Source organism: Chryseolinea lacunae (genome assembly GCF_016735595.1).
Classification (GTDB): Bacteria; Bacteroidota; Bacteroidia; order Cytophagales; family Cyclobacteriaceae; genus Chryseolinea; species Chryseolinea lacunae.
Genome location: NZ_JAERRB010000005.1, coordinates 428,266 through 445,111 on the forward strand (window position 1 = coordinate 428,266; position 16,846 = coordinate 445,111).

The following is a 16,846-nucleotide window of genomic DNA, read 5'->3' on the forward strand; positions in this document are numbered from 1 at the left end:
TATCTGCTTTCCCGGCACGCGGCGCTACAACACCGGAACCCTCTGACGTAACGGAACACCCGGCAAAGCAAACATGAGCTGGGTGCCAACGATAACTTCGCGCTCCTTCAATAGTGCGGAAATTTCTCCCTCCACCAGGTTTTGAGCGTGCTCCAACTGCAGGTGTTCCGCGAAGGCAGCTTCATCAATATAGCCTTCAAATATCAACAAGGTGTTGGGATCTGTTTTGCTCTGATGTACTTTGTAGTACAGGTTGCCCGGTTCTTCAATACTTCTTCTTACTACTTCCACAAACAGGCTGAGCAATGCGTTCATCTGACCTTCTTTCACCTGCCATTTTGTGAATACGTGAATTGTTTTCTTACTCATAAATCTTTCATTTAAAATTTCGAGTCGTCTATCCCACCTCAGCACCCCAATAGCAGAACGGTCATGAACGGATTGCCTCAAAACAACTCAGACGTTGCGCCAGTCCTTTTGAGACAACCCGATGGCATGCACCTTATTATGCTTCCAGGATGGTGATCATCTTTTCGGCAACACCTTTGGCAGACGCGGGATTTTGACCGGTTACCAGGCGACCATCTGCAATGCTATTGGCAGACCATGGCGCGGCGGCGTGGAACTTTGCTCCCTGGTTGGTGAGTGCCGTCTGCAAATCGAATGGCACGTCGGGCCGCGCATAGTTATCTTCTTCTGCAGTGGTGAACGAAGCGATGTTCTTGCCGTTCACCAGGTATGATCCGTCGCTGAGTTTCACATTCAACAACGACACGGGACCGTGACAAACCGCTCCCACTACCGCCTTGCGATCGTAGGTTTCGGCAATGACTTTCTTAAGCAGTGGATTTTCGGGCATGTCTACCATCGGCGCCAGACCGCCTGGAACAAACACGGCATCATATCCTTTAACGTCCACATCCGAAAGTTTCACAGCCTTTTGCATGGCTGCCCATCCCTTTCCGGTTAAGAACGCAAGGTTGTCGGGATCGGACGCCAGGTGGAGCGCATCCAGATAGGGTGTGTCGCCGCTTAGGCTGGCAAAGTCAACCTGGTAGTTTGCCCTGTCAAATTCAGCATAAGGGTGGGCTACTTCAGGCAAAAAGGTACCAGTTCTTCTGTTGAATGGTCCAATGGCATTTGCATTTGAAACGATAATCAGAATTTTCTTTTTCATGGCTTTAAAATTTTAGGTGTTGATAAATGTTTGATTTGACTATTCTGAATTGAGCTCAATTTCTTTCACAAAGTTGACGATCTGCACGGCGCTCGAGAAGGACGCGAGTCACCGTTTCGGTGTGACTGAAATCACACGTCAGAGGGGACCACAGTTCCATCGCAAAGACTCCTTCTTTAGCAGAGCCGATGCAGGAAATGAAAATCTGTTTTTGGTTGAGATGGCGTTTCATCGTTCGCTGTGTTTGATTGATGAATCAAAATTAGATCACAGCGATGCCTTGGACGAAGGAGGGAAATCACAAAAAAGGTGTGAGGGAAATCACACTTTTAAAATGGTGGCCCGTTCATTTTGAAATGAATCTGACAGGAATGGTGCGCTTGGGGCTTGCTGAGCGCTTAAGCCCGGTTCTCGGAATAGAGCCGGCTGAGCGTTTCGCGGCTTACGCCGAGGTATTCGGCAATGTATTTTTTGGGGATTTTCTGCATCATGTTTGGATACAGCTCCGCAAATTCCTCGTAGCGTTGTTGCGGCGTGCTGGACAACAGGGAGATGATTCTTCGTTGCTGACCTACATATCCGTTGGTGAGTTTGACTCTGAAAAAATGTTCCATCTTATGAAGATCGGCCGATAATTTTTCCCGACCATAAAGCGTGGTACTGAAGACTTCTCCGCTTTCCATGCATTCGATGTGCATGTTGGTTTTCTTCTGATGGAAATACGCGCCATAGTCCGACATCCACCAGTTCTGCTGTGCAAACTGAACAATGTGTTCTTTTCCATCCTTGTCAACATAAAACACACGGAAGATGCCCTTGGCTATACAATATTCATGTGTAGCCTGGTCGCCATCCTGCAGCAGGTATTGATGTTTTCGTACCTGCTTGAGTGTGAAGAATGTTTTGATGTAGTCAAACTCTTCATCTGTGACGGAAGTGATTTCTTCTATGTGCTTTCGCAATCTTTCCATATCCAATAATGCAAAAAGTCCGTTGTTCCTGAAATATGTCTCAACCAGATCAGCGTTCTTGTCCTCGCTTTTTCAACCCTTTTGCTACACCGACATGGTTAAAATATTAGTAGTGCAATAAATCAACTATAATTTTTCATTCCGATCAGTTGCCCCTGCATAATCAGTTTGTGACAACGTCCAGTTCCGCATAACCGACAGTATCATTGCCTTCGCTATTGCTCAACGCTTGAATCCTGACATAGCGCGCTTTCCTAGGCGCAAACGTCTTGACTTGCCACACGGGATTGTTTTTGATGTTGGCGAATTCGCCGCTGTCAACCAGCGTCCATTCCTTGTTGTCGCTCGACATATAGAACCGGTAGGTGGTGATGATGCCGGGGCTCCATGGGCTTTGATCGGGAAAGTATTTGAACCCGGATAGATTTTGTTCGCTGCCCAGGTCTATCGTTAGATCGACAGGAAGTCTTTTGTCTTTCGGTTGATGCCATGCCGTGTGAATGTCTCCGTCGAGCACGGCATAGGCCTTTTCGTCGCGCTCATCTACAATTTTCCAGTCTCTTCGGGGAAGGTCAAACTTTTCACCCGACACCGGGCTGCTCTTGCCACTCTCTTTATCGTGGGCAATGGCTTTCACTTCCAGCTTGCCCTGGGTTTGAAGGGGACCGGCATAGCGTGTTGACGCCGTGGTGGGTGTGCTTCCGTCGAGCGTGTAGTAAATGACCGATTCGGTGTCAACAGGAATGATGGCCACTTCGCCCGATTGTTTTCGCACAATTGCAGGTGCGTTCAGAATTTGTGGGGCATTATAGATGCCGATTTCGGAAATGACGGGGCAGCTTTTTGAGTCGGTGATGTTGACACGAACCTGTGTGGCGGCTACGGTGGGGAAACGAACGATACGTTTATATCCGATGGTGGTTGCCGTGGCCAGTGTCTTCCAGCTTCCATCAACCCATGCTTCCACGGTAAACGCTTTCACGCGTTGCCCCAGGCGGATAGGCTCCTGCAAAACAATGCGGTTAAAAGTCGTGGGTTTGCCAAGATCGATGGTTAAGGATGCTTTGGTGATTCCATCATCGACCGCCCAATAGGTGTCCTTCTTGTTATCGATCGCGTTGGAGGCGCCAAACATTTTTGCATTTCCCCGAACGTTGGAGGCCGAGGCTTTTGATTTCGCTGCGAGATTAGTGGCAAACGCTTCTTTCACCGCCTGGGCAAATTCAAGCGCCGCTTTTTCATCGTTGGCATGAATGAGGCCATTGGGCATGATGGGAAAGTTGAGCAACAACGTGGCATTGTGGCCAACGGAATTGTAGTAGATATCCATTAGCTGCGGCACTGTTTTCACTTTCAGATCTTCACTGGGATGATAGAACCATTCCGGCCTGATAGACGTGTTCACCTCTGCCGGCACCCAGGCATTTCCGTCTTCCAAACCAAAATGCAACATGTCGTATCCTACGTCTCCTTTGTCGTTCAGCAAACTCCAGTTTGTTTCACCAACAGCACCGTCTTCAGTTCCTACCCAACGCAGATCGCCCCGGTCGCCGCCATCGTTCCAGATCACGATGTTGGGCTGAAGTTTTCGAATGAGGCTGTAGGTGTTGCTCCAGTCATAGTAAGTTTTGCGATCGATGGTGCGGGTCTCGTTCGCGCCACCGTAGTAGCCCGAGCCTCCATTGGCACCGTCGAACCACACTTCGAATATCGGTCCGTAGTTGGTGAGCAGCTCGGTGAGCTGGTTGCGGAAATAGGTGATGTATTCCGGTTTTCCATAGTCCGCATAATTTCTGTCCCAGGGCGAAAGATATAGCCCTAACGATAGTCCATATTCTTTGCAGGCATCGGCCATTTCGCGCACCACGTCGCCCTTGCCATTGCGCCACGGCGCATTTTTTACCGAATACTCTGTGTATTTCGATGGCCAGAGACAAAAGCCACTATGATGTTTGGCGGTGAGTATGATTCCCTTCATGCCGGCCGCTTTGCAAATACGAGCCCATTGACGACAGTCTAATTTTTCAGGATTAAATAGTTTAATGTCCTCGCCCCCATAGCCCCACGACTGATCGGTATAGGTATTTAATGAAAAATGAACAAACGCATAAGACTCCATTTCCTGCCATCGCATCTGATTTTGTGTGGGAACCGGACCAACCGGCGCCGGGGCTTGCGTCTGGGCAACGGAACTTTCCATAAAAAGCGAGGAGACCACAAGTCCCCAGAGGAATACTTTCATCGTTAGATTTTTTTTCGAATATACGGATCAGAAGCTGATAACAATGGCAAAATTCACTTCTCCCCATACTCAAAATGGATACAAAGTCCCTCAATTAGCACACACACCGGCGACGGCCACCACTGACCTTTGTTCTGTAAATCATTAAAAAAACATGACACAGCAAAGCAAAACTAAAAAGGTCTGGTTCATCACCGGTTCATCGCGCGGCTTCGGTCGCGTTTGGACAGAGGCGGCCCTGCAACGCGGGGACAAGGTTGTTGCCACGGCACGAAAGTTGGCCAGCATTGCCGACTTCAAAGAAAAGTATGGCGAAAACGTTCTCACCCTAGAACTTGACGTGACCCAACCAGACCAGGTAAAAAAAGTAGTGGAGCAGGCACACGCACATTTCGGAAGGTTGGATATTGTGTTGAACAACGCAGGCTATTCGCTGGTTGGCACAATTGAAGAAGCGAAGGCCGACGACATCCGGGCGCTCTACGAAACAAACGTTCTTGGCCCCGTTGCTGTTATTCAGGCGGCGTTGCCCTTGCTGCGCCAGCAGGGCGGTGGTCATATTGTGGGCACATCCAGCAACCTGGGGCATGTGACCCTGCCGGTTATTGGATACTACAGCTCTTCAAAATGGGCCTTTGAAGCCATCCACGAAAGCCTGGCCGCGGAGGTAAAACAATTTGGCATTAAAGTAACCATCGTTGAACCCGGAGCCTATGCCACTGAATTTGGCAGCCCCGAGTCGCTGAAGTTTGCTGTGGGGCTCGATATTTATGGAGCGTTTAAGGCAAACTTTTTTGATCAACTCAAAGCACTGGAGCGCGGCGATCCCAACGCCACACCCGATGCACTGTTCCAAGTCGTAGACGCAGAAGAACCACCGCTGAGGTTCTTTCTGGGAAGTCAATGTTTAGCGTGGGTGCGCCGTGCCTACGACGAACGTTTGGCCGAGTGGGAAAAATGGGAAGAGGTTTCTAATTTGGCCCAGGGCAATCTTAGCGAGAAGGCCCTGAACAAGGATATTGTTTGACACAACAAAAGATGACAACCGATGTTCGCGTTGCAAAATCGGTTGTCATCTTAAAATGATTTTTGAAAATGAAAAAGGAAGAAAACACCCTGCATAAGTTCAATTCAATATCCGATGCACACAAAGAGTTTGGCTTGCCCAAACCCAAACATCCGTTGATCAGCCTGCTCCATGGCAACGATGCAAATCCTCACTTCATTGAACCCTCCGGTTCTCATGTGCTGAATTTTTATAAGATATCGTATAAACCCATGCTCAATGGGAAACTACGGTATGGGCTACATCACTATGATTTTGAAGGAGGCGGCCTGTTGTTCGCGGCACCCCATCAGATTATGGGAAGCAGTCACGAGAACAATAGCGAAACAACACCCTGCTCGATAGATTCGTCGGTCTACACCTTGTTGATCCATCCTGATTTTTTGCTGAGCTATCCGTTGGCCAAAAAAATCAAACAGTACAATTATTTTTCCTATGCCGTCAACGAGGCACTGCACCTTTCGGAAGCAGAAAAAGAAACCATCATCTCCGTTTTCAAAATGATTGAAACCGAGCTGAACAGCCGGATCGACGACTTTAGTCAGGATGTGGTTGTTTCGCAGATTGAAGTGCTGCTGAACTTTGCCAATCGTTTCTACAAACGCCAGTTCATTACACGAAAGGCGGCGAACAACGACCTGCTGCAAAAGCTCGAAGAAATATTGATCGATTACTTTAACAACGAAACGGCCCTGCGGTCGGGCGTGCCCACGGTTGCCTACCTTGCCGGGCAACTAAACCTGTCACCAAGCTACTTAAGCGATATGCTGCGTTCGCTCACGGGCCGGAACGCACAACAACACATTCATGACAAAGTGATTGAAAAAGCGAAGGAGATACTGTCGACAACAAATCTATCGGTTGGTGAAGTTGCGTATGCGCTAGGGTTTGAATATTCACAGTCTTTCAGCAAACTGTTTAAGAGCAAGACCAACTTTTCGCCGCTGGAGTTCAGGCAACAGTTTAACTAATCTCCCGATGACGCGCGGTGAAATTATTAAACCCGCACACCCAAAGTTTTTTTGTGCTTATGTTCTTCAGGCTCGGCCGGATACAGCAGGATCTGTTTCAACTGGTCAATTTGCACCGGCTTGATGAATGATCTGATCTTATAGAGTTCATATCCGTCGAGGGGGATAGAATTTGGCGAGGTGCTGACCACAATGATCTGTATTTTTTCCTTGCCTGGGAAAACAAGCGTCCGAAAGGCTTGCAGAAATTCGCGGCCATCCATAGTGGGCATCTCTGCATCCAGGATAATATAGTCTGGGATTTGCTGCGCGCCCTCAATGCAGGTGTGGATGTCCTGAAGGCCTGCGGCCCCATCTTCAGCCATACGGATTTCCAGTCCCGGGTCTACTGCCAACAACAATCGTTGATGCATGAAACGAAAAAATGGATCATCGTCGATCACAAGAATACTCTTTTTCAAATTAGTCGGCGACAGGGTTAGGTTGGGCAAAGGACTCGTCGAAATTCTAAGGTACAACGAATCGACCTATTTTGAAAGCCTGAAGCGCTTTTTCATTTCTGAGCACGTCTTCAAGTCAATTCCATTGCCGGGGCCATGAACAAAGATGAAGGATCTTTTCCGTTTCAGCATGCCGATATGCTGGCTGCGGTCATCCTCTTGACACACGACACACCCTACCAACTCGCCTCCTTTGAAATCAACTGCCTGATGAGACTGGCGACTAACTCCAATAACCGAACACCGCGCGCGTTTTAAGATGACAGAGATCACCTTGCACCTTACCCATCATTCCCTGGCAATTCACACGTTCTCATCCGAATCTACAGTTTCTGCTTTTGAGTTCGTTCTGTTCTTTTTCATTCGGCACGACAGGGTGTCCATAAGTTCATCAAACTTCTCATCAATTTTATCATTCACAGCATCGGCAAGGTCTTCGCCTTTCCGGACGATGGCTCTTCGTGTACGTGATCCTTTTTCGGGGGCTAATAAAATGCCCAATACGGCACCGGCTGCAATACCAGCGACAATGCCCATCAATGCTTTTTTCGAATTCATGCTCATTTATAATTTTAATGTTTCAGATGAGGTTGGTTAACCGAACTGACAATACGTTTTGTCAGCGTCTTTTTTGCACGGCCTATTTGCCGGATAGCATGTGCATTATCTTTTCCGTTCTGAGGATTTCTTCCGCAATCTGCATAAACGTTCTTTTCAGTAGCCTGTGACTTTTCAAGAAGGTCATCATCTCATTTTCCAGTTCTTCGTGATTGTGCTTGTAGAGCAGCTCATCTACATATTGAAATGGATTTTGAACAATTTTGAGCATTTGACCTCCATGCTCCACAATGCGACCCTGAAGATCAACACGCTGCTTTTCGAGCTTCGCCAGGTCGGCGGTCAGCGTTCTGCTTTTTTCGGCATGCGCGGTGTCCATAAACCGGGCAAAATGTTCGGAGATGAGTTTCCGAAAGAAGTCGATTTCATCTTTTTCAAATTGCAGGTCGGATTTCCATTGTTCAGTGATGACGTGATAAGACTGCCATGTCTGCAACGCGTCGTCACCGATCTTGTCAGAAACCGGCCTTCTGGCCGACGAATCAGCGGGGGTTTGAGAACCCAATATTTTCTTTTCCATAGGTTTTTTTTTCAAAGATCGGAAGCGAAGATGGCTTGGTTTGCTGAGTCCAATCAGCCTGTCGACTAATAAATGTCAGGGTTCGGCACTGCAGATTACCCTTCTTTCCTGACGGAAATCATCGGGGGAGTTGGGTGCGGATCATAAGAAAAATAGTGAAGCACGTGTTCTTTTGTGATGTCAACAAAACACAACCCTTATGAAAACGAACAAAGACCTCATGGTTGAAATTCATGCGGCACTCGCGGCGGTGCCCGAGCTGACCGACTGCCTGTCGGACATTTATATTCTTGCTAATGATGGCTCCGTCATTGTTTCCGGTCAGGTTAACAGCCCCAGGCATGGTGACCTCATCAACGAGATCATACGCGGCGTTGCCGGAGTAAATCAGTTGATTGACGAGATCAAGGTCCAGCAAAATATTAAGCATCGTGTGGGGGTGGAAATCGACTGGAATGCCGGTCACATGGAAATTCACTAATCGTGCCCTTCCACTATCGGCCGTGGGTTCCGGAGATTTCATCACGTCGCGTTCGACACGCATCAGCAACTTCTTTAACACTTACCATATGAAGCCCTACATCATTCCCATGCTGGCAGCGCTGATAGGGTGCAGCCCGCAACTTAAGGTACACACCGATTTTGAATGGGATTATGATCAATGGACCTATCGAACATGTGCCTGGGCTTCAAAGACAACCGCCGGGTCTTCACAAAGTCCACTCTACCATGATGAACTCATCGACAGAACGATAAAGCAGGCGGTAGACTCACAACTCGCTGCGCATGGCTACGCCATATCAAGCGATGGCCCCGACCTTATGCTGCATTACCAGGTTATTGTGAACGAGGAAGCCACCCTGCCCTCGGGAGCCTTTGCCTACAGCAACGATCCGTACTGGATCGACATGCCGCGTCAACCTTTCACCTACCGCGAAGGAACATTGATCATTGACCTCACCGATGCCCGGTCGGGGCATTTAGTGTGGCGTGGCTGGGCCGTTGCACCCGTTGATGAGCGTTACAAAAGCGAAAAGATCAAGGCCCGAATTCATACCGCCGTTGAACAGATATTCAAGAACTTTCCCGGCAATGCAAAGGCAATCACTGGTCAGCAAAGAACAGCAACAAAAATTTGGTGAGCCATGAAAAAGCTCAACGCCGTGCACGGTGCATTCATCTTTCTGACGATCCTTCTTCCGGCGCTGGTGTCGCAAAATGTTTGTGCACAGATGGACTCCACACAACGCCCACAACCAAACCGATGCAACCTGGCTGTTGGTGCAGGACAATTTGGAGACGATTGGGGCATCAGCGCTGAACTAACAACCCCTACGTTTTGGAACAAGGCTCTGGCGCTTCGCTTTAAGGGAAGCACCTATTGGCTTGAATGTTATAAAGCAAGACAAGACCATTGGGCTCCTTACCGGATGGTGAGCGTTTCGCTTGTCTATAAGTTCCGGATAACAGCCGATGCGGGGACCTACGTCGCATACGTTGAGGCTGGACCTTTTACCATTCTGCCTGACGAACGCTATTCCACCCAAAAGCATGTCGAGGGATTTTCTGCCGCAGTGGGTGCGGAGTTGTTCTTTCGGCAATGTCCGCGTGTGCCCGTCTGCTATTTCCTTGCCTTAGGTGCCAGCGCTTGCAAGGCATCGGCCGATACCCTGGATGGTGAACCACGCTACGGTGAAGGACTGACGTTTGTGAATGGATTCCGGTTTTACTTTTAAGTCACTCCCAACGCGCTCTTCAGCTTTCATTGCAATTGCCCTCACGACATGAAATATGAAAACTTCAGCTTTAATTCCTACCGATCATTCAAATCCTGTTTTTGAAAAGATACTGCTTACCTGCGGCATTCTCTCCTCCTGCTGGTATGTCGCGATCAATATCTATGTGCCCCTACGATACAAGGGTTATAGTCTGTCTTCGCTCACAATAAGCGAGCTCTCTGCGCTGGGCTCTCCTACACGCACGTTGTGGCTGCTGGCTGTTATTCCCTATCTGATTTTGTTTGCAGCTTTTGGCTGGGGGCTTTTAAAAACTTCGCAGCAAAAATCTCCGCTGCGCAAGATTGGCGCACTCATCCTGGCCTATTGTTTTTTCAATGGCTATTGGCCTCCGATGCACGCCCGCGGCGAAGAGCCTACATTAACCGATACGCTCCATATCGTTTGGGCGGCCGTGACGGTTATACTCATGTTGGTTATCATGGCCTTAGGTGCAAAGGCATTCGGAAAAGCGTTCCGATGGTATACCATTTTGTCGATCCTGTTTTTGATTGTCTTTGGCGCATTAACCAGTCTCGAAGCGCCAAACATTCCCGTGAACAAGCCAACACCGATGATCGGCGTCTGGGAAAGAATTAACATCGGCATCTATCTTTGCTGGATAGCCGCGCTTTCGGCAGGGGCTTTGCGAACTGTAAAGAGGCCATCGAGAGACTGACAACAATCATCAAAAGTTCAAGCATCTGTCACACTCCGCTTCTGTTGGGATATATACTTTTCGAAAAAAAACATGAAAAAGATACTTGTCCCCTGCGATTTCTCTCAGCCGGCGCGCAATGCATTGCTGGTGGCTACAGAAATTGCCGCTAAATCAAAAGGAGAGATCATCGTATTGCACGTGATCTATCTTCCGGCATTGACCGACCCCTATTATGGAAGCACACCCATCAGTTATAGTAGCGGCCTGATTTCACAAATGGAAGCCGACGCCCAGGCAGGATTTGAACGCTTGACACAAAATATGCCGGCCGGCATCCCGGTGAAGTTGCAGATCGAAATGGGCAGTGTGTTGGAAACCATCAAACAAACCATTCACGACCAGTCCATCGACCTGGTAGTGATGGGCACATCGGGCAGCTCCGGCCTGGCCGAAATGCTGGTGGGCTCCGTCACCGAAAAGGTGGTGCGCCATTCGCCCGTGCCCGTTTTGTGTGTGCCCAAGGCCGTGGCACTGGCTTCCCTCAAAAACATTCTGGTGCCCACAGCACTGTTGCTGAACGAGAGCGATTTCATTAAAAAACTAAAAGCCCTGCAGAATTTTGTAGGTGCCACGCTGCACATCCTCTATGTGAACACTCCCGCACACTTCAGACGGGACGCCGAAATCAAAGAAGCGTTGGCCGAGTTTATAAAAAACTATCACCTCGAGAATTGCAAGACCTACATCAAAAATCATTACACCGAAGAGGAAGGAATTATCGATTTCGCCGAGCGCGAAAAGATGGACCTGGTGGCCATGGCAACGCATGCCCGGAAAGGATTGTCGCACGTGTTCAACACCAGCATCACAGAGGATGTTGTGAACCATATTGCTTATCCGGTCTGGACCTATACCCTCAAGCCTCAGGCCTAAACATAGTATACAACATGAAGCGAACAGCATCGTTTTAAAAACGCGATGCTGTTCGCTTCTTTTGTAACGTTTCGTTTGCGTGCACGTTCCGGATCGTGTTTACCCTTGGCCGTTGCCGGGTTGCCCCGTGGAGAGCACCTTAAGAATGTTCTCCTGGCCTGGAAGAGATCTTCCTTTTTTTAAGCTCCCGAACAATCGACGCAGGCATTTCGCGGCACCCGCATGCCTTTACATGTTCGACGTGCCATTTCAGGCGTTGCTCCAGACTGGGGTTCTCTGGCATCGGGTGTTTCTCGTGCCAGGCTTTGTTTAGTTTCTTGATCGTTGTTGTATTCATAGCTGTGTTCATTTTGCCTGGTGCCGTTATTAACTTGCCGCCAAATTTGCTTCCACCATTTTTTCTGCTTCAACAATGTTTTGAATGCCCCGAATTAACGCATCGGGATTGAACGATATGGAGTCGATGCCACATTCAACCAGGAAGCGTGCAAACTGCGGATAGTCGCTTGGTGCCTGGCCACACAACCCCACACTAACCCCTTCGGCATGGGCCGCCTCAATCAACGTCTTGATTAGGTATTTAACAGCCTCATCATTCTCGTCAAAAAGATGACTAACAATGGCCGAGTCGCGATCAAGCCCCAGGGTGAGCTGCGTGAGATCGTTGGAGCCAATAGAAAAGCCGTCGAACAGCGCTGCAAATTTGCGAGCCAGCAACACGTTGCTGGGAATTTCGGCCATCACATAAACCTGCAGCCCGTTCACGTTTCGCTCAAGTCCAAACTCACGCATCACCGCCAGCACCTTGCGGGCTTCTTCCAGCGTTCGGCAAAACGGAATCATGATCTTCACATTTTGCAACGCCATTTGTTCGCGCACCTTTTTTAATGCCTGACACTCCAGGGCAAAACCGGCCCGGTAGCGATCGTCGTAATAACGGCTGGCTCCCCGAAAGCCCAGCATCGGATTTTCTTCGTGAGGCTCAAACACCGCCCCTCCCAATAACTTTGCGTATTCATTGGTTTTGAAATCGCTCATGCGCACAATAACATCCTTCGGATAAAATGCAGCGGCAACCAATCCGATGGATTCTGCCAGCCGGTCCACAAAAAATTGTGTCTTATCCGTGTAGTGCCTGGTGAGCGCATCGATCTGTCGCTTCACCCCGTCCTCGGGCAAACTAGTGTAGTTCACCAGCGCCATAGGATGCACCTGTATTGTGTTGTTGATCATGAATTCCATCCGGAGCAATCCAACACCACGGTTGGGATAGGCGGCATACTCCAATGCCTTCAGCGGGTCGGCCAGGATGAACATGGGGCGCGTGGCGGTTTCTCCCAAAACTTCCATCGGCACTTCTTTCTCCTGCCACGGCAGCCTTCCATCATACACGCAGCCCTGGTCTCCATCGGCACACGACACGGTTACCGTTTGTCCGTCAACAAGTTTTTCAGTGGCCGTCAGCGTGCCCACCACTGCTGGGATACCCAACTCGCGCGCCACAATAGAGGCATGACTGGTGCGACCGCCCTTGTTGGTGACTATACAGATCGCCTTCCGCAACAATGCATTCCAATCGGGATTTGTAATGTCGGCCACAATGATGTCTCCGGCCTTCACCTTACCGCTGTCGGCCAGCGACTTCACAATGACCACCCTTCCGCTAACAATGGTGCGCCCCACGGCTTTTCCCACCACCAGCGGAGTTGCTTTGGTTTCCAGCGAATATTCCGTGAGCGCCACGTTTCTATGCTGCGAATGCACCGTCTCGGGGCGCGCCTGCACAATGAACAACTTGCCCGTTATACCGTCTTTTGCCCATTCAATATCCATGGGCATTCCATAATGATTCTCAATGGCAAGACACCATTTTCCCAATTGTTCCAGGTCGGCGTTGTTCAAAACAAACTGGTCTCGCAGGGCAGGCGGCGTATCCTTAAATTCCGTTTTCTTAGCCGGAGCATTGCCATAAACAAGCATCTGCTGTTTGGCCCCCAGCGTGCGATACACGATCGCCTGTTTCCCTTCGCGCAGCGCGGGTTTAAAAAGATAAAATTCATCGGTGTTCACTGCGCCTTGCACCACGCTCTCACCCAATCCCCAGGCGCCGGTTACATAGATAAGATTTTCATTCCCCGTTTCGGGCTCTATGGTAAAAATCACCCCGGCACTTCCTACGTCCGAACGAACCATGACCTGAACGCCAACACTGAGCGCCACCTGCATGTCGGCAAAGCCGTTGTCGATGCGGTATTTAATGGCTCGGTCGTTGAACAACGAGGCATAACACCGCTTCACCGCTTCCAGCACATGGTTGGAGCCTGTGACGTTAAGAAACGATTCATGCTGACCTGCAAAACTTGTTGTCGCCGAATCTTCTGCTGTGGCACTGCTTCTCACAGCAAGTGTCGGGTTAAGCCCAAACTCCATGAGATCGTTGTAGGCGACACGTATCTCCTTTTCGACACGCTCGGGAATATTTCCTTTCATAATCAATTCCCGGCAAACGCGCCCAACGTCGGCAAGGTTCGTCAGTTCCTTTCTGTCGAGGGTTGCCAGCACGTTTTCCAACGGCTTACTTAAGCTATTAAAAGAAAGATATTCATTGTAGGCTTCCACGGTAACGGCAAAGCCTGCCGGAACCTGCACGCCCAGTGGCATCAGTGCCTGAATCATTTCGCCCAGTGATGCATTTTTTCCGCCCACTTGTGCGAGATCGCGCAGCGACAAACGGCTGAAGGGTATGGTGACGTTTTTCATAGTGCGCCCGCATTTTGATCGTGTGAAGCGGGTAAACAAACCTATCTATGCCGCCGCAAAAACAACCTGACTCAGATCAGCACAGCACCATGATTATCGTCATCACTATGGCCAGCTATATTGCGCCACGCCCATTCGATTCTATCGCCGGGATTCTCCAAATTTTCCTGACAAAAATCATCACCTCACCCCCACGTTGATCAGCCGCACGACAAGGCCATCCAAGTAGCTTGCTAATAAAAAAATATGCAACGCATTCTTGTACCCTGCGACTTTTCACCTTCGGCAGAAGAAGCTTTTTCGTTTGCCGTGAAACTGGCACTGCAAAGCAAAGGCGACCTTCACGTTCTGCATGTGTTTGACCTCACCTTTCTTCATGGTGTTCCTTCCGTGTCCACCTCCTATATGTTTCAGCCAACTTTTCTGCAACAAATGGAAAAGGAAGCCCGCGACAAATTTCAAAAGCTCTGGGAAAAACATTCGCCAATGACCCTGGCCGTGAAGTTCAGATATCACCTTGGCTCTGTAGCCCATGAAATAAAAACATATGTCCACCAGGAAAACATCGATCTGGTGGTGATGGGAACGCAAGGAACAGGAGAAGCCAAATGGGGTTCGAATGTGGAAAAGGTGATTCGATCGGTCAGTGTGCCGGTAATGGCCCTCCGCAAAGCACCCTCCATGCCCATTCGCAATATCGTCTTTGCCGTGAACCCTGCAAATAAAAACAAGGCCGTGACCGAGAAAGTAAAAAGTCTGCAGTCATTTTTTGATGCGAGGCTTCATCTGCTCAATGTAAATACGCCCGTGATCTTTACACCCGATCGCACCATGGAAACAGCGTTGCAGAATTTTGCCAACGAGTCAGAACTCACCAACTATACCCTAAACATCCGTTCCGACTATTCCGTGCAAGAGGGCATTGCGCACTTCGCAAAAGAAATACAGGCCGATGCGATTGCCCTGGGCACACACGCATGGGCAGGCCTGATCCACACCGTGGTGGGCAGCGTTACCGAAGATGTGGCAAATCAATCAAAAATTCTCACGTGGAGTTGCGCGTTGGAATAAGCCAAAAAAACTCATCAGGATTGCTTTAGCGGAATTCAACGCTTCATCGCCTCAAGACCATGAAATCGCCATTCACGAACATACACTCGACCTTTCTAAAAGAAACCGGTGGCATCGCTTTGTTCACAGCCCGTTTCTTTAAAGAACTTTTCAAACCACGACAGGAGTTCGAGGAATTTCTTCGTCAGTGCTTTTGGGTGGGCTATAAATCATTGCCCCTGGTGGCGATCACGGCATTTATCATGGGGTTGGTGCTCACCATTCAATCGCGCCCCACGCTGGTGGAGTTTGGAGCACAATCCTTGTTGCCGGCCATGGTGTCGGTGTCCCTTGTCAGGGAAATCTCGCCCGTCATCACAGCGCTGATCTGTGCTGGCAAAATCGGCTCCGGAATGGGCGCCGAATTGGGATCGATGCGGGTAACCGAACAGATAGACGCCATGGACGTGTCGGGAACAAACCCGTTTCGCTACCTGGTTGTTACACGCGTGTTGGCCACCACGTTAATGTTGCCCATCCTTTCCAACATCTCCAATGCCGTTTCATTGTATGGCGGATTTCTCGGCGTGAACATTCGCGGGCAGGTGAGCTGGAGTCTGTTTTGGACACAAGTGTTCAACGCGCTCAGCTTTGGCGACGTTGTTCCCGCGATCATTAAAACGTTCTTCTTCGGTTTTGCCATCGGCGTTGTGGGATGCTACAAAGGCTTCAATTCCACCAAGGGCACCGAGGGTGTCGGGCAGTCAGCCAACTCGGCTGTGGTCGTTGCCTCGCTACTGGTCTTTATTATAGACCTGGTGGCTGTTCAGATCACAGACCTGTTGGGTTTAACGTAGACAGCCATGGAAAACGCACCTGTCATCGTTGTGAAGAACCTTCACAAGTCGTTCGGAGAAAATCATGTGCTCCGGAATTTCTCCGTGTCGCTGCATTCGGGTGAAAACCTCGCCATCCTTGGAAAGTCCGGCTCCGGGAAATCGGTGCTCATCAAATGTATTATCCGCCTGATCGAATCGGACCAGGGCGACATCACCGTTCTCAATCAAAACATCGACACCCTATCGAACGACGAATTGGACAACCTTCGCGCCAAGGTTGGATTCCTCTTCCAAAGCAATGCCCTCTACGACTCCATGACAGTGAGAGAAAATCTTGAGTTTCCGCTGCGTCGACACTGGAGCGATGAGCAACGCCGCAAGGGCACCGAAACCGCTATCCTCGAAGCACTGAACGACGTTGGCCTGGCGCACACCATCGACATGATGCCCTCCGAACTGTCGGGAGGTATGCGAAAGCGCATTGCCCTTGCCCGCACCCTCATTCTTCGGCCCGCCATTATTCTCTACGACGAACCAACAACAGGACTCGATCCGATTACCGCGCGGGAAATAAGCCATCTGATCGTGAACGTGCAACAGAAATACAACGCCTCGTCCATCATCATTTCTCACGACATGCACTGCATCGGCATCACCTCGAACCGCGTGGTCATGCTGATTGACGGAATGTGTTACGCCGACAACACCTATGAGGCACTGCGGCAATCAGAAGACGACAGAATTAAAGAATTTTTCGATTGAT

General features: G+C 49.5%; 18 protein-coding genes. 10 read left to right on the forward strand and 8 right to left on the reverse strand.

From position 1 onward, the window contains the following. Positions 1 to 24 precede the first annotated feature (24 nt). The 4 genes from JI741_RS17380 to JI741_RS17400 all read right to left on the reverse strand — a co-directional run bounded on the left by JI741_RS17380 (position 25) and on the right by JI741_RS17400 (position 4,390). Positions 25 to 369, reverse strand: a complete 345-nt coding sequence (locus tag JI741_RS17380) for a putative quinol monooxygenase (protein ID WP_202011828.1) — start codon at positions 367 to 369, stop codon at positions 25 to 27. Between the two features lie 136 nt (positions 370 to 505). Next, positions 506 to 1,177, reverse strand: a complete 672-nt coding sequence (locus tag JI741_RS17385) for a type 1 glutamine amidotransferase domain-containing protein (protein WP_202011830.1) — start codon at positions 1,175 to 1,177, stop codon at positions 506 to 508. Positions 1,178 to 1,575: 398 nt separating this feature from the next. Then, positions 1,576 to 2,148, reverse strand: a complete 573-nt coding sequence (locus JI741_RS17395; protein WP_202011834.1) for a Crp/Fnr family transcriptional regulator — start codon at positions 2,146 to 2,148, stop codon at positions 1,576 to 1,578. A gap of 163 nt (positions 2,149 to 2,311) precedes the next feature. Further along, positions 2,312 to 4,390, reverse strand: coding sequence for a discoidin domain-containing protein (locus JI741_RS17400; protein WP_236676125.1), 2,079 nt, complete (start codon positions 4,388 to 4,390; stop codon positions 2,312 to 2,314). 154 nt (positions 4,391 to 4,544) lie between these two features. Between JI741_RS17400 and JI741_RS17405 the strand changes: the two genes are divergently transcribed. Next, positions 4,545 to 5,417 carry an SDR family NAD(P)-dependent oxidoreductase gene (locus JI741_RS17405; protein ID WP_202011844.1) on the forward strand — a complete coding sequence of 291 codons (873 nt, stop codon included), beginning with the start codon at positions 4,545 to 4,547 and terminating at the stop codon, positions 5,415 to 5,417. 68 nt (positions 5,418 to 5,485) lie between these two features. Then, positions 5,486 to 6,427, forward strand: coding sequence for a helix-turn-helix domain-containing protein (locus JI741_RS17410; protein WP_202011846.1), 942 nt, complete (start codon positions 5,486 to 5,488; stop codon positions 6,425 to 6,427). 26 nt (positions 6,428 to 6,453) lie between these two features. Here JI741_RS17410 and JI741_RS17415 read toward each other — a convergent pair whose 3' ends face one another. From JI741_RS17415 to JI741_RS17425, 3 genes are all read right to left on the reverse strand, one after another. Beyond that, the gene (locus JI741_RS17415; RefSeq protein WP_202011849.1) at positions 6,454 to 6,870 is read right to left on the reverse strand and encodes a response regulator; all 417 of its coding nucleotides are present in this window, start codon (positions 6,868 to 6,870) and stop codon (positions 6,454 to 6,456) included. 360 nt (positions 6,871 to 7,230) lie between these two features. After that, entirely contained in the window at positions 7,231 to 7,485 is a 255-nt protein-coding gene (locus JI741_RS17420; protein ID WP_202011851.1) for a YtxH domain-containing protein, read from the reverse strand. An 82-nt stretch (positions 7,486 to 7,567) separates the two neighbouring features. Beyond that, entirely contained in the window at positions 7,568 to 8,065 is a 498-nt protein-coding gene (locus JI741_RS17425; protein WP_202011853.1) for a hypothetical protein, read from the reverse strand. A gap of 199 nt (positions 8,066 to 8,264) precedes the next feature. Between JI741_RS17425 and JI741_RS17430 the strand changes: the two genes are divergently transcribed. The 5 genes from JI741_RS17430 (at position 8,265) to JI741_RS17450 (ending at position 11,434) form a co-directional block, all read left to right on the forward strand. Beyond that, positions 8,265 to 8,546, forward strand: coding sequence for a BON domain-containing protein (locus JI741_RS17430; RefSeq protein ID WP_202011854.1), 282 nt, complete (start codon positions 8,265 to 8,267; stop codon positions 8,544 to 8,546). 88 nt (positions 8,547 to 8,634) lie between these two features. Beyond that, on the forward strand, positions 8,635 to 9,207 hold the full coding sequence (locus JI741_RS17435) for a DUF4136 domain-containing protein (protein WP_202011856.1): 573 nt from the start codon (positions 8,635 to 8,637) through the stop codon (positions 9,205 to 9,207). 3 nt (positions 9,208 to 9,210) lie between these two features. After that, positions 9,211 to 9,801, forward strand: a complete 591-nt coding sequence (locus JI741_RS17440) for a hypothetical protein (RefSeq protein ID WP_202011858.1) — start codon at positions 9,211 to 9,213, stop codon at positions 9,799 to 9,801. 55 nt (positions 9,802 to 9,856) lie between these two features. Next, a complete protein-coding gene (locus JI741_RS17445) occupies positions 9,857 to 10,519 on the forward strand; it encodes a DUF998 domain-containing protein (RefSeq protein WP_202011861.1) in 663 nt (220 codons plus the stop codon). Positions 10,520 to 10,591: 72 nt separating this feature from the next. Further along, entirely contained in the window at positions 10,592 to 11,434 is an 843-nt protein-coding gene (locus JI741_RS17450; RefSeq protein WP_202011863.1) for a universal stress protein, read from the forward strand. 366 nt (positions 11,435 to 11,800) lie between these two features. On the opposite strand, the gene ppsA is transcribed toward JI741_RS17450, so the two are convergent. Further along, positions 11,801 to 14,194 carry a phosphoenolpyruvate synthase gene (gene ppsA / locus JI741_RS17455; protein WP_202011865.1) on the reverse strand — a complete coding sequence of 798 codons (2,394 nt, stop codon included), beginning with the start codon at positions 14,192 to 14,194 and terminating at the stop codon, positions 11,801 to 11,803. Positions 14,195 to 14,440: 246 nt separating this feature from the next. On the opposite strand from ppsA, the gene JI741_RS17460 reads away from it, so the two are divergent. From JI741_RS17460 to JI741_RS17470, 3 genes are read left to right on the forward strand one after another with little or no spacing between them, the layout of a single operon-like run. Next, positions 14,441 to 15,265: a universal stress protein gene (locus JI741_RS17460; RefSeq protein ID WP_202011867.1), complete on the forward strand. Its 825-nt coding sequence runs from the start codon at positions 14,441 to 14,443 to the stop codon at positions 15,263 to 15,265. 59 nt (positions 15,266 to 15,324) lie between these two features. Then, entirely contained in the window at positions 15,325 to 16,101 is a 777-nt protein-coding gene (locus JI741_RS17465; protein WP_202011869.1) for an MlaE family ABC transporter permease, read from the forward strand. A 6-nt stretch (positions 16,102 to 16,107) separates the two neighbouring features. After that, on the forward strand, positions 16,108 to 16,845 hold the full coding sequence (locus tag JI741_RS17470; RefSeq protein WP_202011877.1) for an ABC transporter ATP-binding protein: 738 nt from the start codon (positions 16,108 to 16,110) through the stop codon (positions 16,843 to 16,845). Position 16,846: the final 1 nt, after the last annotated feature.

Excerpts from the sequence above, each read along its gene's own strand:
- JI741_RS17380 (WP_202011828.1), bottom strand. The coding sequence starts at position 369 with ATGAGTAAGAAAACAATTCACGTATTCACAAAATGGCAGGTGAAAGAA.
- JI741_RS17385 (WP_202011830.1), bottom strand. The coding sequence starts at position 1,177 with ATGAAAAAGAAAATTCTGATTATCGTTTCAAATGCAAATGCCATTGGA.
- JI741_RS17395 (WP_202011834.1), bottom strand. The coding sequence starts at position 2,148 with ATGGAAAGATTGCGAAAGCACATAGAAGAAATCACTTCCGTCACAGAT.
- JI741_RS17400 (WP_236676125.1), bottom strand. The coding sequence starts at position 4,390 with ATGAAAGTATTCCTCTGGGGACTTGTGGTCTCCTCGCTTTTTATGGAA.
- JI741_RS17405 (WP_202011844.1), top strand. The coding sequence starts at position 4,545 with ATGACACAGCAAAGCAAAACTAAAAAGGTCTGGTTCATCACCGGTTCA.
- JI741_RS17410 (WP_202011846.1), top strand. The coding sequence starts at position 5,486 with ATGAAAAAGGAAGAAAACACCCTGCATAAGTTCAATTCAATATCCGAT.
- JI741_RS17420 (WP_202011851.1), bottom strand. The coding sequence starts at position 7,485 with ATGAATTCGAAAAAAGCATTGATGGGCATTGTCGCTGGTATTGCAGCC.
- JI741_RS17425 (WP_202011853.1), bottom strand. The coding sequence starts at position 8,065 with ATGGAAAAGAAAATATTGGGTTCTCAAACCCCCGCTGATTCGTCGGCC.
- JI741_RS17430 (WP_202011854.1), top strand. The coding sequence starts at position 8,265 with ATGAAAACGAACAAAGACCTCATGGTTGAAATTCATGCGGCACTCGCG.
- JI741_RS17435 (WP_202011856.1), top strand. The coding sequence starts at position 8,635 with ATGAAGCCCTACATCATTCCCATGCTGGCAGCGCTGATAGGGTGCAGC.
- JI741_RS17440 (WP_202011858.1), top strand. The coding sequence starts at position 9,211 with ATGAAAAAGCTCAACGCCGTGCACGGTGCATTCATCTTTCTGACGATC.
- JI741_RS17445 (WP_202011861.1), top strand. The coding sequence starts at position 9,857 with ATGAAAACTTCAGCTTTAATTCCTACCGATCATTCAAATCCTGTTTTT.
- JI741_RS17450 (WP_202011863.1), top strand. The coding sequence starts at position 10,592 with ATGAAAAAGATACTTGTCCCCTGCGATTTCTCTCAGCCGGCGCGCAAT.
- ppsA (WP_202011865.1), bottom strand. The coding sequence starts at position 14,194 with ATGAAAAACGTCACCATACCCTTCAGCCGTTTGTCGCTGCGCGATCTC.
- JI741_RS17460 (WP_202011867.1), top strand. The coding sequence starts at position 14,441 with ATGCAACGCATTCTTGTACCCTGCGACTTTTCACCTTCGGCAGAAGAA.
- JI741_RS17465 (WP_202011869.1), top strand. The coding sequence starts at position 15,325 with ATGAAATCGCCATTCACGAACATACACTCGACCTTTCTAAAAGAAACC.
- JI741_RS17470 (WP_202011877.1), top strand. The coding sequence starts at position 16,108 with ATGGAAAACGCACCTGTCATCGTTGTGAAGAACCTTCACAAGTCGTTC.